Source organism: Cellulomonas hominis (assembly GCF_005239125.1).
Taxonomy (GTDB): Bacteria; Actinomycetota; Actinomycetes; order Actinomycetales; family Cellulomonadaceae; genus Cellulomonas; species Cellulomonas hominis_A.
Genome location: NZ_SZYE01000009.1, coordinates 1 through 14,227 on the forward strand (window position 1 = coordinate 1; position 14,227 = coordinate 14,227).

General features: G+C 74.1%; 15 protein-coding genes and 1 pseudogene. 5 read left to right on the forward strand and 11 right to left on the reverse strand.

All coding sequences use genetic code 11. The features are described from left to right. The 3 genes from FA014_RS02640 to FA014_RS02650 all read left to right on the forward strand — a co-directional run. On the forward strand, nt 1-292 hold a 292-nt coding region (locus tag FA014_RS02640; RefSeq protein WP_154728166.1), incomplete at its 5' end, for a helix-turn-helix domain-containing protein. Nucleotides 293-409: 117 nt separating this feature from the next. Continuing rightward, complete coding sequence (locus FA014_RS02645) at nt 410-1,135, forward strand: DUF4386 domain-containing protein (RefSeq protein ID WP_154728167.1); 726 nt, start codon at nt 410-412, stop codon at nt 1,133-1,135. A gap of 592 nt (nt 1,136-1,727) precedes the next feature. Beyond that, nucleotides 1,728-2,012: a hypothetical protein gene (locus tag FA014_RS02650; RefSeq protein WP_154728168.1), complete on the forward strand. Its 285-nt coding sequence runs from the start codon at nt 1,728-1,730 to the stop codon at nt 2,010-2,012. A gap of 26 nt (nt 2,013-2,038) precedes the next feature. On the opposite strand, the gene FA014_RS02655 is transcribed toward FA014_RS02650, so the two are convergent. The 3 genes from FA014_RS02655 to FA014_RS02665 all read right to left on the reverse strand — a co-directional run bounded on the left by FA014_RS02655 (nt 2,039) and on the right by FA014_RS02665 (nt 4,234). Continuing rightward, complete coding sequence (locus FA014_RS02655) at nt 2,039-2,401, reverse strand: DUF6325 family protein (protein WP_195969133.1); 363 nt, start codon at nt 2,399-2,401, stop codon at nt 2,039-2,041. Nucleotides 2,402-2,427: 26 nt separating this feature from the next. Then, nucleotides 2,428-3,072, reverse strand: coding sequence for a hypothetical protein (locus tag FA014_RS02660; protein WP_154728170.1), 645 nt, complete (start codon nt 3,070-3,072; stop codon nt 2,428-2,430). A gap of 118 nt (nt 3,073-3,190) precedes the next feature. Further along, nucleotides 3,191-4,234 carry an NAD(P)-dependent alcohol dehydrogenase gene (locus FA014_RS02665; RefSeq protein ID WP_154728171.1) on the reverse strand — a complete coding sequence of 348 codons (1,044 nt, stop codon included), beginning with the start codon at nt 4,232-4,234 and terminating at the stop codon, nt 3,191-3,193. Between the two features lie 159 nt (nt 4,235-4,393). On the opposite strand from FA014_RS02665, the gene FA014_RS02670 reads away from it, so the two are divergent. Beyond that, nucleotides 4,394-5,299: a GntR family transcriptional regulator gene (locus FA014_RS02670; protein WP_154728172.1), complete on the forward strand. Its 906-nt coding sequence runs from the start codon at nt 4,394-4,396 to the stop codon at nt 5,297-5,299. Nucleotides 5,300-5,424: 125 nt separating this feature from the next. Here FA014_RS02670 and FA014_RS20540 read toward each other — a convergent pair. The 7 genes and pseudogenes from FA014_RS20540 to FA014_RS02700 form a co-directional block, all read right to left on the reverse strand. Further along, a pseudogene (locus tag FA014_RS20540) lies at nt 5,425-6,330 on the reverse strand (MFS transporter); the annotation flags it as partial. Beyond that, nucleotides 6,327-7,742, reverse strand: coding sequence for an amidase (locus tag FA014_RS02680; RefSeq protein WP_195969134.1), 1,416 nt, complete (start codon nt 7,740-7,742; stop codon nt 6,327-6,329). The gene FA014_RS02680 and the pseudogene FA014_RS20540, both read right to left, overlap by 4 nt. Continuing rightward, nucleotides 7,739-7,876 carry a hypothetical protein gene (locus FA014_RS19810; RefSeq protein ID WP_195969135.1) on the reverse strand — a complete coding sequence of 46 codons (138 nt, stop codon included), beginning with the start codon at nt 7,874-7,876 and terminating at the stop codon, nt 7,739-7,741. Before FA014_RS19810 ends, FA014_RS02680 begins: the two co-directional genes overlap by 4 nt. A gap of 58 nt (nt 7,877-7,934) precedes the next feature. Next, on the reverse strand, nt 7,935-8,978 hold the full coding sequence (locus FA014_RS02685) for an ABC transporter substrate-binding protein (protein WP_154728175.1): 1,044 nt from the start codon (nt 8,976-8,978) through the stop codon (nt 7,935-7,937). Further along, the gene (locus FA014_RS02690; protein ID WP_154728176.1) at nt 8,975-9,814 is read right to left on the reverse strand and encodes an ABC transporter permease; all 840 of its coding nucleotides are present in this window, start codon (nt 9,812-9,814) and stop codon (nt 8,975-8,977) included. The genes FA014_RS02685 and FA014_RS02690 overlap by 4 nt, the downstream gene beginning before the upstream one ends. Continuing rightward, nucleotides 9,814-10,605 carry an ABC transporter ATP-binding protein gene (locus FA014_RS02695; protein WP_154728177.1) on the reverse strand — a complete coding sequence of 264 codons (792 nt, stop codon included), beginning with the start codon at nt 10,603-10,605 and terminating at the stop codon, nt 9,814-9,816. The genes FA014_RS02690 and FA014_RS02695 overlap by 1 nt, the downstream gene beginning before the upstream one ends. Further along, a complete protein-coding gene (locus tag FA014_RS02700; protein WP_154728178.1) occupies nt 10,602-11,492 on the reverse strand; it encodes a carbon-nitrogen hydrolase family protein in 891 nt (296 codons plus the stop codon). Before FA014_RS02700 ends, FA014_RS02695 begins: the two co-directional genes overlap by 4 nt. A 635-nt stretch (nt 11,493-12,127) precedes the next feature. On the opposite strand from FA014_RS02700, the gene FA014_RS02705 reads away from it, so the two are divergent. Continuing rightward, the gene (locus FA014_RS02705) at nt 12,128-12,826 is read left to right on the forward strand and encodes a hypothetical protein (RefSeq protein WP_154728179.1); all 699 of its coding nucleotides are present in this window, start codon (nt 12,128-12,130) and stop codon (nt 12,824-12,826) included. A gap of 186 nt (nt 12,827-13,012) precedes the next feature. Here the strand turns inward: FA014_RS02705 and FA014_RS21055 are convergent, their stop codons facing one another. Continuing rightward, nucleotides 13,013-13,756: an SLATT domain-containing protein gene (locus tag FA014_RS21055; RefSeq protein WP_154728180.1), complete on the reverse strand. Its 744-nt coding sequence runs from the start codon at nt 13,754-13,756 to the stop codon at nt 13,013-13,015. Nucleotides 13,757-14,227: the final 471 nt, after the last annotated feature.

The following is a 14,227-nucleotide window of genomic DNA, read 5'->3' on the forward strand; positions in this document are numbered from 1 at the left end:
CGATCGCCTGCGCGTGCGCGGGTGCGCCGCCGCCGGCGGACCCGCCGTGGCGCGGCCGACGGTCGACCCGGCGGCGGTGCCGCCGCTCACGCCGCGGGAGCGCGACGTGCTCCGGCTCCTGGCCGGCGACCTCGACGGACCGGCCATCGCCGGCCACCTCGGGCTCTCGCTCAACACCGTGCGGACGCACACGCGCCACGTGTACGCCAAGCTCGGCGTCCAGGGCCGGCGCGCAGCGGTCCGCCGGGCGGCCGAGCTCGGGCTGCTGCGCGGGGGAGCCCGGCTGCCCTGACCGCGGCCACCTCACCCGCGATCTCACCAGACGTGGTGATCCGGGCTCACCGTGCGCGCTCCTACCGTGCGGTCGACGGCGGCGCCACGGCCGCCGAGGAGCGCACCGAGGAGCACCATGCCGACGACCGTGACCCAGCCCCCGCCTACCGCCGGCACCGTGCTGCCGAGCCGGGGCGCCGCCCGGCTGGCGGGCGGGCTCTACCTGCTCACGTTCGTGAGCTCGATCGCCGCCCTGCCGCTGCTGAGCCCGCTGCTGGACGACCCCGCCTTCGTGCTGGGCGCCGGGTCGGACCCCTCCGTCACCGCGGGCGCCCTGCTCGACCTGGTCAACGCGCTGGCGTGCGTCGGGACCGCGGTGGTGCTGCACGGGGCCCTGAGGTCCTGGGGCGAGCAGCTCGCCCTCGGGTTCCTGGCGTCCCGGCTGGTCGAGGCGGCCGTCATCCTGGTGGGAGTCGTCAGCCTCCTCGCGGTCGTGACCCTGCGCCAGGACACCGCGGCGGACCTCGACCCGGCGGCCCGCGTGGCGGTCGCGCACGGCCTCGTCGCCGTGCGCGACTGGACGTTCCTGCTCGGCCCGGGCGTGATGGCGGCGGTCAACGCGTGCCTGCTGGCGCCGCTCCTGCTGCGCTCGGGCCTCGTCCCCCGGTGGATCCCGCTGACCGGGCTGGCCGGCGCCCCGCTGCTGCTCGCGTCCGACCTGGCGACCGCCTTCGGCCTCCACGAGCAAGTGTCGGTGCTGTCCGCGGTCGCCGTGGCGCCGGTCTTCGTGTGGGAGCTCTCGCTCGGCCTGCGGCTGGTGGTGACCGGCTTCCGGCCGGCCCGGGCCCCGCGACGCCCCTGAGCGACCCGGGCAGTCGCGCAGAACGCGGCACCCCCGCCACCACGAGGGTGACGGGGGTGCCGTTCGTGCAGGTCAGGCGCTCAAGGGAGCAGCCTCGAGACCTGACGCCTACACGTCGTAGTAGAGCCTGATCGACGGTCGAGCCGCGGGCGTAGTCGCTGGCCAGAGCGCCGCTGGCCTGCGGGTGCGTTCGCGAGCGTGCGTGTGATGTGCATCCTGGATGCGTCATCGGGGCCCCTCCTGTGGCACGTCCTGTGGCAAGCGTCCCGCCACCTGAGCGCCGCCACAAGGCAACTGAGCGAGGGCGCGGTCGACCTTTCGCTCGCTGGTCGCTCGACCGGACTTCGCTCGCGGTGCAGGGTCAGATCACCCCTTCGTCCTGTGGCGCGGCCGCCGGTGACGCCGGCGTCACCGAGATCGCGGGCCCGTGCGGGGACCTCGGACCGGGAGCGCGATCGGGTCGCCCGGCATGGCGATGCCCGTCACGCACGTGCATCTCAGTCGTCGCGGTCGGCAGGCTTCGGCCCCGACCGGACGTCTGCGCATCCTGGCCTCGGCGACCTGGCGCTTGGTGTACTGACCCGCTGCGTTGTTGCTGCTCGACCAGCCCTCCGTCGTCGGCCGGCTCCGGCGGCGGTCCGGCCTGCCGGGCGGCGTCGCGGGCCGCGTCCTCGACGCGCCGCTGCTGCTCGGCCTCGGCGAGCTGCTGCTGCTCGAACGACTGCTCGGCGCGGGTGTACTGGTGGCGGCGGACGGCGCCGGCGGTGGCGCTGGCGGTGCCGGCGATGACGGCGGTGCGGGCAGCGGTTCCGATCAGTCCGGGGCGGCCGAAGCGGGGCATGAGCAGGGGCACGGCGGTTCCTCCAGGAAATGGTGAGGACGACGGGACGACGGGCCGGCGGGTCAGGACGCCGCGAGGGCGTTGACGACCTCGGCGGGCACGAGCTCGGTGAGCGCCACGACCGCGCCGGCCTCCCGGGCGGCCCCGGCCAGCGCGGCGGCCCAGAGGTGCTCGACGACGAGCACCAGCGCGCTCGCGCCCGGCAGCAGGGACTCGGCGACGAGGCCGAGGTTGTGCTCGCCGGCGAGCCCGCGGCCGACCAGGTCTGCGAGGTCGGCGAGCCCGTCGGCGGCGGGCCCGTCCAGATCGTCGACCTCGACGACCTCGATCCCGTCCTCGGCGGGCCGGACCAGCACCACGTCGACCACCCGGACCCGGTCGGACCCGGCGAGCGCCACGACCTCCGCCAGCACCGGGGCCGGCACGTCGTCCCCGGGGAACGCGAGCGCGATCAGCTCGACCGGGCCCCGAGCAGGCGCAGCGCGCCCGTCGTCGGCACGGCCACCAGCGTGTCGCCGCGGGCCGCGTACAGCGCGTCGGCGTCCGCGACCAGCCGCGTCGTGACCGGGCCCGCGTCCTCCGCCGGACCGTCGGTGACGGCGCACCACAGCGTCTTCGCGGGGGCGTCGGAGCCCGAGGTGCAGGACGCGCTCCGCGTGTACCCGTCCTCGGTCGGCAGCACCCCGATCTCGGCGCGCCACCGCTCCTCGCCGGTGACCGCGTCGAGCGCCACGACGGCGGCGGGCTCGCCGGTGCCCGGCGTCAGCACGCCCGCGATCAGCCCGTCCGCGGTGCGGGTCCCGGACATCAGCAGCCCCATGGCGTCGCCGGTGCCCCACGGCGTCGCCTCCAGGGGCGCGGTGACGGTCTCGGCCAGGACTCCCGGCGTCGCGCGGAGGCGCTCCGCCGCGGCCTCGTCCCGGCGGTCGGTGACCGCCTGGGCCGCGACCAGCGCCAGGACCACCGCCACCGGAGCCGGCCACCAGCGGCGCAGCAGCGCGCGGGCGCGGGTGGCGGTGCGCGACGGCGCGACCGGCTCCGGCACCGGCTCCGCGACGTCGTCGAGCTGCACCTCGGCCATGCGGTCCGCCCCCATGACCGGGGACTCTACGGCGGCGGGCCCGGCCGTGGGGCCGGTTCGCACCCGGGTCCGGAACCGCACGAGCCCCCTCCCGCACCGTGCGGGAGGGGGCTCGCGGTGGGCGCGGGAGCGCTCAGGCCATCGTCGCGACGTCGATGACGAACCGGTACCGGACGTCCGAGCGCAGCACGCGCTCGTACGCCTCGTTGACCTCGTCGGCCGCGATCAGCTCGGTCTCGGGCGCGATGCCGTGCTCGGCGCAGAAGTCGAGCATCTCCTGCGTCTCGGCGATGCTGCCGATGCTCGACCCGGCGAACGAGCGGCGGTTGCCGAACAGGGAGAACACCTGGACGGGCAGCGGCTCGCCGGGCGCGCCGACGTTCACGAGGGTGCCGTCGAGCCTGAGCAGCGACAGGTAGGCGCCGAGGTCGACGACCGCGGACACGGTGTTGACGATGAGGTCGAAGGTGTTCGCGAGCTCGGCGAACGTCGCCGGGTCCTCGGTCGCGAAGTAGTGGTCCGCACCGAGCTCGAGGCCGTCGGCCTTCTTGCTCAGCGTGCGGGACAGGACGGTGACCTCGGCGCCCATGGCGTGCGCGAGCTTGACGGCCATGTGGCCGAGGCCGCCCATGCCGACGACCGCGACCTTCTTGCCCGGGCCGGCGCCCCAGTGGGCGAGCGGGGAGTACGTGGTCACCCCGGCGCACAGCAGCGGGGCGGCCTTGTCGAACGGGATGGCCTCCGGCACGCGGAGGACGAAGTCCTCGTCGACGACCACGTAGGTCGAGTACCCGCCCTGCGTGATGGTGCCGTCGCGGTCGACGGACGCGTAGGTCTGGGTGTTGCCCCCGAGGCAGTACTGCTCGAGGCCGGCGCGGCAGTTCTCGCACTCCCGGCAGGAGTTGACCATGCAGCCGACGCCGACCCGGTCGCCGACGGCGTGCCGGGTGACCTCGGCGCCGACCTCGGCGACCACGCCGACGATCTCGTGCCCGACGACCTGCGGGTAGGTGATGGGGCCCCAGTCGCCCCGGACGGTGTGGATGTCGGAGTGGCAGACGCCGGCGTAGCGGATCTCGATCAGCACGTCCTTCGGCCCCACGTCGCGGCGCTCGATCGTCACGGGGACGAGCGGCTCGGTCGCGGAGGGGGCGGCGTAGGCGTTGACGGTGAGCACAGGACTCCCAGGGGTGCGCGGGACGGTGGGTCGGCGCCGGCGGGGTCGTCCTCGGCCGCCGGTCGCCCGCCCAGTCAACCCCGCCGCGGCCGATCGTGCGAGGTCCTGGCAGTCCCTCCCTGGCGGCCGGACCGTCCGGTGGCGTGGGAGCATGCCCGCATGGCCGGCTACCTGACGCGGCGTGCACACCGGGCACGCCTCGTGCGCGACGTGCTCCGCGCGCGGATCGTCGGCGGCGCGTTCCACGAGACCGGGCTGCCCCCGGAGGACCGCATCGCGGCCGAGTTCGCGGTCGGGCGGAACGTGGTGCGCGAGGCGCTGGCCCTGCTGGTGGCCGAGGGGCTGATCCGCCGCGACCAGGGGATCGGCACCCGCGCCCGCACGGAGGTGCTGGTGCACGAGCTCAACCACCTGCGGGCCATCGCCGAGGAGGGCACCGATCCGGCGGCCGCCCGGGTGTTCTACCGCCACCTGGCGTGGGAGACGGTGCCCGCGTCGCCGGCCGTCGCGACCGAGCTCGGGCTGGCGCCGGGCGACGACGTGGTGCTGTGGGAGCGGCTGACCCAGACGCCGGAGCCGATCGTCCTGTGGTCCTCGTACCTCCCGGCCGATCTGGGCCTGACCCGGCCCGCGGACGTCACCCCGACCGAGGGCGGCGGGACGTTCGCCTACCTCGAGCAGCACGGGGTCCAGATCGGCGTCGCGCAGGTCCGCACCGGGGCGACGACGGCCGACCCGGCGGTCGCCGAGGCGCTCGACGTCGCCGCGGGCGCGCCGGTGATGGTGCAGCACCGGCGGGTCCTCGGCCCGGAGGGCCGGGTGATCGAGGTCGCGACGGGGTACTACCGGCACGACCGGATCTTCCTGCTCAACGACTACGGGCGGGCCGGCTCCAGCACGGGGCTCTCCTCGGTGGAGTCGGCGCGCCGGCTCGACGTGGACGACATCCCGGCGGCGCCGAGGCCGAGCGCGGCGACCACCACCACCAGCATCGGCGCGGTCCAGCCGCCGGAGACGGAGTGGACGGTCCCGAGCAGCACCGGGCCGCAGGCGCCCACCGCGTAGCCGCCGCCCTGCACCAGCGCCGCCGCGCGACGGGCCTCGGCGGGGGACCGGGCCCAGCGGTTCACGCCGGTGAGCACCAGGGTGAAGGTGGCGCCCTGCGCCGCCCCGGCGGCGAGGGCCCACAGCCACCAGGCGCCGGGCGCGAGCAGCATCCCCAGCGGGAACGTCAGCCACAGGGCGGTGGTCGCGGCGAACCCGGTGGCGATCCGGCCGGTGCGCAGGACGGGTGCCATGAGCAGCGGCCCGAGGGCGCCGGTCAGCTGGAACACGGCGGCGCTGCTCCCGGCCAGGACGAGTCCCAGGCCCATGAGGTCGTCGAGCTGGGTGGGCAGCCAGGCCGTGATGCCGTAGTACGACAGCGTCTGCCCGGCGAACGCCGTCGCCAGCAGCACGGGGACGAGGTGCCGCCACGGACGGCGGCCACCGTGGGCCGGGCCGCCGCCCGGGACCCCCGCCCGTCCGCCCGTCCCCGCGACGGCCGACCCGGAGCGCGCCGTGGCCACCGCGCCGACGACGCACGCGAGCAGCCAGGGTGCCGTCACGGCCACCCGCCAGCCGACCGCGGACGCCAGCGGCGCCGTCACGACCGTGGCGACGAGCGACGCCAGGTTCATCCCGACCGTGTAGCGCGTGGTCAGGCGCTCGGCGTGCCGCCGGTCGCCGGCGCTCGCGAGGACGGGGAGCACGACGTTGGCGACCGTGATCGCCGCGCCGAGCAGCACCGTGCCGAGGACCGCCCCCGCCGGGCCGGCGGACACCCGCAGCACGAGGGCCGCGGCGATGCCGCCGAGCGAGGTCAGCGTCGCGGCGCGGGTGCCCAGCCGCCCGACGACCCAGCCGGCCGGCGCCGCGAGCAGGCCGAAGCAGAGCACCGGGACCGTGACCAGCAGCGCCGCGACGGCGGCGCTCACCCCCAGGTCGTCCTGGGCGACCGCGAGGACGGGGGCGGGCGCGACCACCGGCGCGCGCAGGACGAGCGACAGCAGCAGGACCGTGGCGGCGCCGCCGGCGCGCCCGGCGGCCGGGCTCATGCCGCGCGCCGGGCGGGCCGCGCGCGGTGGTGCCCGGTCCGGTGCTGCACGTCGGCGACGAGGTGCAGCAGGGCGCGGTCCGACCACGCGGGGCCCACCAGCTGCGCGCCGATCGGCAGCCCGAGGCGGTCGAGCCCGCACGGGAAGGACACCGCGGGCGCGCCGGTGAGGCTGGCGAGGGCGGTGTACCGCATGTTCGCCACGAGGACGTCCTGGGTCCGGCCGGCGAGCTCGATGTCGCGCTCGCCGAGGCGCGGGGCCGTGAACGGGAGGGTCGGGACCAGCAGGACGTCGACCTGCTCCCACGTCCGGGCGAGCGCGTCGCGGGCGAGGGTGCGCAGGCGCTGCGCCTGCAGGTACTCGACCGCGGTGAACCGGGCACCCGCCTCGAGCAGCACCCGGACGTCGGTGCCGAGGCGCTCGGGGTGGGCGCGCAGCGCGGCCGCGTGCACCGCGGACGCCTCGGCGGCGTTCAGCACGACGAGGGCGTCGACCAGCTCGTCGAGGCGCGGCAGCGCGACGTCGACGGGCCGCGCGCCCCACCCGGCCGCGTCGTCGAGCAGCCGGGCGACCGCGGCGGCGACGTCCGGCTGCACGCCGTCCAGCGTGAAGCCGTCCACGACGCCCACCCGCAGCCCGGCCCAGGGGTCGGCGCGGTGCAGGAGGTGGCGCAGCGTGTCCGGCCGGGACACGCACCCGTCGTCGCTGCCGTCCGGGCCGGCCGTGGCGTCGAGCACCAGCCGGCACTCCGCGGCGGACCGGCCGATCGGGCCGACCGTGTCGAGCGTCCAGGCGAGCGGGATGACGCCGGTGGTCGGCACGCGGCCGAGGGACGGACGCAGACCGGTCAAGTTCGTGACCGAGGCGGGCAGGCGGATCGACCCGCCCGTGTCGGTGCCGATGCCGACGGGCACCACGCCCGCGGCGACCGCCGCCGCGGTGCCCCCGCTGGAGCCGGCGGGGATGCGCCCCGGGTCGAACGGGTTCCGGCAGGTGCCCAGGTGCGGGTTGTCGGTGGTGCCGCCCCAGGCGAGCTCGTGCATGTTGGTCCGGCCGATCACCACCGCCCCCGCGTGCCGGAGCCGGGCGGTCACGGTCGCGTCGACCGCCGCCGGCTCGTCGGGGAGCAGGAGGGAGGCGGCGCGGTTCGGGACACCGGACTCGGCGACGTTGTCCTTGAGCACGACGGGGATGCCGGCCAGCGGTCCCAGCGGGGCGCCGGCGGCGCGCTGGTCGTCCAGCTCGCGGGCGGCGCGCCGGGCGCTCGCGGGGTGCAGCGAGGCGAACGCGGCGAGGTCGCCGACCGCCTCGGCCGCCGTCAGCGCCGCCTCGACCAGGTCCCGGCTCGTCACCTCGCCGGCGGCCAGCGCGCGCTGGGCGAGCGCGACGTCGCCCAGCAGCCCGGCGGTCACCGGGCGTCCCGGTCGCGCAGCGCGGTGAACAGCGCGGCCGGCGCCGCGTCGCTCGTCTCGGCGACGGCGCACACCCGCGCCGCGCCCTCGCGCCAGCCGGCGGGCATCTGGTCCTCGTCCACGTCGTCCCTCACCTCTCCTCGAACCGGGCGCCGCGCCGGCCCGCGGCTGCGGGCCGGCGCGGCGCGCGCGTCACTCGCCGTCGGCCTCGGCCCTGGCCCGCTCGGCCAGCTCCGTGTCCACGTTGTTCTCGTAGGACGTCGCCTCGCTCGGGTACTCCGCGACGTTCCCGGTCATCGCGGCGATCTCGAGGTTCCGGTCCCAGGCGTCCTGGCTGACCAGGACGTCCTTCGGGTAGCCGAGCGCGTCGATCTCGCGCTCCACGGCGGTGGCGACGACCTCCGGGTCGAGGTCCGGGAAGTACGCCTGGGCGGTGGCGATCGCCGCCTCGGGATCGGCGTAGATGGCGTCGGACGCCTTCTGGAACGCGGTGACCACGCCCTGGGCCGCCTCGGGGTTCGCCTCGATCCAGGACGGCAGGCCCGTGAGGCTGGAGAACGCGAACGGGTACCAGCTCGGGTCGGCGGAGAACGAGTACACGACGTGCAGCCCGTTCTCGACCTCGCCCTGGGTGATCTGCGGCTCCACGGCGAGGGCGTAGTCGGCCTGGCCGCTGGACACGGCCGCGAGCTCGTTGCCGATCGCGACGTTGACCAGCTCGACGTCCTGCAGGTCGTTCTCCTCGATCAGGTGCGTCATGAACGCCCACGTCGTGTCGGGCTCGGGGCTGACGACGACCTTCTTGCCCTCGAGCAGCGAGAGGTCGCCCTGCACGTCCGCGTCGTCCGACCCGATGATGAAGACGGTCGGGGCGTCCTGGATGCCGGCGACGACCACGCCGTCGCCCCCGGACTCGTGGGTCTTGGGGACGAACACCGGGTCCTGGATCGAGAACTCCGCGGACCCGCCCAGCACCGCGGACCAGGACTGCGTCCCGCCGCCGCCGGTGCTGATCTGGACGTCGACGCCCTCCTCCTCGAAGAAGCCCTGGTCCTCCGCCACGTACAGCGGCAGGTACAGCAGGGACTGGAAGGCCTGGTTGATGCGGACGGTGGTCAGGCCCTCGCCGGAGGTGGCGGCAGGCGCGGCCGAGGAGGCGCCGGCGCACGCCGACAGGGCGAGCGACGCGGCGGCGGCGAGGGCGAGGGCGCCGAGGGGGCGGCGGGAGGTCGTCACTTGGTGGTCCTTTCCCAGGAGAGCAGGAAGCGCTCGAGGAGGTTCATGAGGAAGGTGAGGACGAGCACGATCGCCATGACGACGACCAGTCCGGCGAGCACGAGGCCGACCGTGAAGTTGGACGAGCCGAGCAGGATCATGTGACCCACCCCGGCGTCCGAGGAGATGTACTCCCCGACGATGGCGCCGACGACGGCGAAGCCGACGTTGAGCTTGAGCCCGGAGACGATCCAGGGCAGGGCGCCGGGGGCGACGACCTTGGTGAAGATCTGCCCGGTCGAGGCGCCGAACGACCGCATGAGGTCGATCTGGTCCGGGTCGGCGCGCTGCGCCCCCCGGTACGAGGAGGTCAGGGAGACGACGACGCAGGAGAAGCCGACGATCATGATCTTGGACATCAGCCCGGTGCCGAACCAGATGATCGTCATCGGGGCGATCGCCAGGACCGGGATCGCGCCGATCGCGGCGATGAACGGCGCCGTGTAGTCCGCGACGAACCGCGAGTACCAGAGCGCCAGGCCGAGGACCGAGCCGCCCACCGCACCGACGAGGAACCCGAGGGCGACCTCCGTGACCGTGGTGCGGACGTCCACCGCCAGGTCGCCGGAGGCGGCCCGCCGGGACAGCGAGTCCAGCACCTGCGACGGGCTGGAGAACAGGAAGGTGTTGACCGTGCCGGCCCGCGCGCCCAGCTCCCACGCGCCCAGCAGGACGACCACGGTCGCCACCTGCAGGACGACGAGCAGGGTGCGCCGGGACCCGAGCCGCCGGCGCGACCGGGCCGGAGCCGCGGTTGTGGCCCGCGCGGGGGCCGTGGTCTCGATCGCGGTCGCCATCAGGCCGCCCTCCCCGCGTCGACCGGGCGGGTGCCGATCGAGCGCCAGATCCGCTCGTAGTACTCGTTGAACCGGGGCGCCAGGCGGCGCTCCTCGATGCGCAGGCTGTCGGTGCCCAGGTCGACGCGGATCTCCTCGACGACCTGGCCGGGGTGCGCCTTGAGCACGTACACCCGGTCGGAGAGCGTGACCGCCTCCTCGATGTCGTGCGTGACGAACACGACCGCCTTGCCCGACCGGCGGACGGTCGCGAGCAGCTCGCTCTCGAGCTCGATCTTCAGCGGGTAGTCGAGCGCCTTGTACGCCTCGTCCATCAGGACGACCTCGGGGTCCATGACCATCGTCCGCATGAGCGCGGCCCGCTGGCGCATGCCGCCGGAGATCTGCGACGGCAGCCGGTCCTCGTAGCCGGTCAGGTTGTAGACCTCGAACAGCCGGGCCGCGCGCTCGCGCGCCTCGCGCCGGGGGACCTTGCGGACCTCGAGCCCGAGGACGACGTTCTGCAGGATCGTCCGCCATGGGAGCAGCAGGTCCTTCTGCAGGACGTACCCGATCTCCGGGGTCGCGGTGCCGGTGGTCTGCCGGCCCTTCACCCAGACCTCGCCGTAGGTGGGCTGCAGCAGCCCGGTCATGATGTTGAACAGCGTGCTCTTGCCGCAGCCCGACGGCCCGACGAAGGACACGAGCTCCCCGGGGTCGGCGTGGAAGTCGATGCCCCGCAGGACCTCGATCTCGCCGCCGGGGACGTCGTAGTGCTTGCCGATGCCGCGGGCCTCGATCGCGTGCGTCATGCCGCCTGCCCTCCTTCCGGGCGCCGGACCTCGGCCGGCGCCAGATCGCGGTGGTCCTTGAGGAACGAGTAGCCGAGGTAGCCGACCGTGCGGGCGCGCACGGTCTCGGCGCGGTCGACCGTCGCGAACGCGACGCCCTCGGTCGCACCGGTGTCGGCGCGGACGACGCCGTCCGGCCCGACGACGCGGCTGCCGCCCGGGTAGGTGAAGCCGCCGAGCCGGCCGACCAGGTTCGCGCCGACGAACCAGGTCTGGTTCTCCAGCGCCCGCACCCGGGTGAACAGGTCGAACGCGCCGACCATGCGGTCCTCGTGCACCGGCGCCGCCGGGTCGTCCACGCCCCACGCGGTCGGGAGCACCAGCAGGTCCGCCCCCGACAGGGCCAGGCTGCGGGTCGACTCCGGGAAGCACAGGTCGTAGCAGATGAGCATCCCGATCCGCCCGAGCGGCGTCTCGAGCACGGTGAAGCCGTCACCCGGGTGGTACAGGTGCTTCTCGTCGCCGGGCTGGTGCACCTTCCGGTACGACCCCACGACCCCGTCCGGCCCGACCAGCACCGCCGTGTTGTAGAGGACCTCGGCGCGGACCTCGTCGCGCTCGGTCATGCCGAACACCACGTGCACGCCGTGCCGGGCGGCCGCGTCGGCCAGCGCCCGCACGCTCGGGCCGGTGGCGACCGGCTCCGCGTGCTCGACCTGGTACGTCACGTGCGACAGGGCGTAGTCGGTCAGGCTGGGCAGGTAGCCCTGCAGGCACTGCTCCGGGAACACCACCAGGTCCGCGCCCTGCTCCGCGCACGACGCGACCGTCGCCAGCATCGAGGCGAGGTTCGCCGCCTTGTCGTGCACCGCGCGCATCGCCACCGCCGCGACCGTGATCCGCTGCACCCGTCCACCTCCTCGTCCGCCCCGCCGGCCTGGTGCCGGCGCCGGGGATGTCGAGAAAGTTAGGGAGCGGTCGGTAACGGGCGCGGTCCGCGGAGGTAACCAGGCAGTTACGCCACCTGGCCGGCGCCGCGCGCCCGCGCCGCACCAGGGCGGGGGCGTCCGGGGACGCGGGGATCCGCCAGTGCGCGCCCGGGGCGGATCCCGCGATGCGAGACGGCGCGGGGGCGCCAGCGCGTGTCGGCACGAGCCCGGCGCCGGGTCGACGTGGGCGCCGGCGGGGGTGTCAGCGGGGTGTCGGCGGGGGTGTCAGCGGCGTCAGCGGGGGTGTCGGCGGGGTCGGAGACGCCACGAGGGGCGCCTCCCTGACGGGAGACGCCCCTCGCATGCGCACTGACCGGGAGCAGCCGATCAGACGTCGTAGTAAAGCCCGGTCGATGGACGAGCCGTAGGCGTTCTCGCTGTTCAGCACCTTCTCGGCCCGCCGGCTCGTCGGAGCATGTGCGTCTGATGTGCAGGGTGGATGCGTCATCGCGACCTCTCCAGTGGCACGCGTTGTGGCAAGTCTGCTCGTCGTCTCACCGCGACACAACGGTGTTGGCCGCCCAAGCGATGGTCACGCCAGGCAGACTGGCCCGATGGCGCAGCGCTCGCTCCGCGTGAACCAGAGCCCGGATCTGCCAGACGTCCTGCTCCACATGACGCGACGCTGGGGAACGCCGTCACCGGGGCTGCAAGAGGACATCCAGAGGTTGGACGCGATTCAGCGACTCGCCAGTGTGCTCCACCAGCGACGTCTGCGTTGGGGCATGCCCTTCGACACGACCTGGCCTGTCGTGTCGTTCACTCAGACCACGCGTCGGGCCTTGCGCGGGCTGTCGTCTCGTTACGACCAGGTTGGTCTCGCGTTCGACAAGCAGCGCGTCTGGGACGACGGCGGAGGTCCGGTCCACTACGTCCGTGGCGACGAATGGGACGCATGGCGCACGGCGCCCATCCCAGAACCGATGCGCTCGCGAGGTGTGCGCCTGTGGCCGGGATGGGACGGCGCGATCACGCCGGAGAACTTCTTGTCTGGAGAGGTACGCGGCTCGTCGGAGTGGCTCCACGAACGCGAGTGGCGAATCCCGAAGATCGTTGGCGGCGACGACTGGGGCTGGCCGTTTGGTGCGGCGGACGTCCGCTTCTTGATCCTGGCCGCACCGTGGCGAAGGGAGAAGCTCCTGGAGCAGGTCGCGGAGTGGAAAGGGGACGTCGATTGGGTGGCTTCGCTTCCCGTCGCCTTCGTCTCGGAAGATTCTGCCACCTTTGTCGGAGCCGAAGACCTTTGGCCGTGAGTCGTGACGCGACTGGACCGACGTTGTCTCGGCCACGCGCGAAGCGCCCGTCCTCTACTCGAGGTCGCGGGGCGGTCTTATCGCTCGTCGTGACGTCCTACTCGCGTCGGTGGCTACGAGGGATGTGGTTGGTACGGGCGGCCGGCAGGTCGGTCCGCATTCCTCGGGGCCTCCCCTCTTGCTAACTCAGGTGCGCTGAGCTCGTGGCACTTTAGCGCGCGCCCACTCGTGTAGGCGTGGCGGGTATTGCGGCGATGACTCCGCCACCTGCTCCCACGATTTGTTGATTTCTGACATCGCGACAAGCAGTTCTGAGTGTGGCTTTGCCGATGCGGAGAGCAGTTCCGCCCTCCTGCGGAGTGATCCGAACTGCAACGCTGACGCCGTGTGTCGAGCGGACCGCGCGGAGTAGTCCATGAACGCGACCAGTGCGGTGAGCGCAGCGGTCCCGATGGAGGCGGCGCTAACAAGCCAGAGGGCCCAGCCGCGCGGCGTGTCCTGCAACCCAGCGAACGCGCTGGTGCCAACACCAGCCGCGACGATCGTCGCGGTGACGCCCAGTCCCCAGTGCCGACGGTGTAGAGCCGCGGCAGCGCGACTATGCGCGATGTGCTCGATGTGGAGGCCGTTGATCCACTGGCGCAGTCTGAAATCCAACTCATCGCGAGACGCAGTTGGTGCGTTCTGTGGAGGCTGCGTGGCGCTGGCCGACGAGTTCACAGCCTGAGAATAGTCTGCCGAGAGCCCGAGGGGCGCCCTCTCCGGTGAACGATGTTCAAGCTCGGGGAGCAACTCGTACGCGGCTAGCACGGCGCTGGTCAGAAGAGTGCTCGCCTTCCGGTCTTGTGCGCCTGATGTGCAGGGTGGATGCGGCACGGTCGCCCCTGATGTGGCAGGTGTTATGGCAGTCGTCCTGCGGTAGCCCGTCATGCCGGGAGGTTTGACTCGTGAGGACACCGCGCTGCTGACCTCACCCCGGGTTCGCGGGGGCGACGGCTACGGCAGGACCGCGTGGCTAACGGCCGCTCAACGCGTCTCCGAGGCACTCCGCGACGGCCTGCAGCTCGGCGAGGTCGACGCCGAGGTCTGCGCGGAGCGCGACGACGGTGGTGCACCCGGCACCCGGCACCCGGCACGAGAGGTTCGCGCCGTCGGGATCGGAGCGGAGACGATGTCGGCGTACTCGCCGACGTCGTCGAACCGCCTCGCCCGCCCGGTGACGCGGATGTGGTGGAGCACTGCCCGCTCCTTTTACCACGACATCGCTCACCTCGCCGGGCACAGGCCTGGTCCGCCTCCCCACGCGCCGGGCGAACCGGCTGAGGTCGACGCCGGAGCCGGGCGCGCGTGTGCGACCCAGCGGTCCGGCCTCCGGAGACGGACCGGAACCTCGACCGGGGG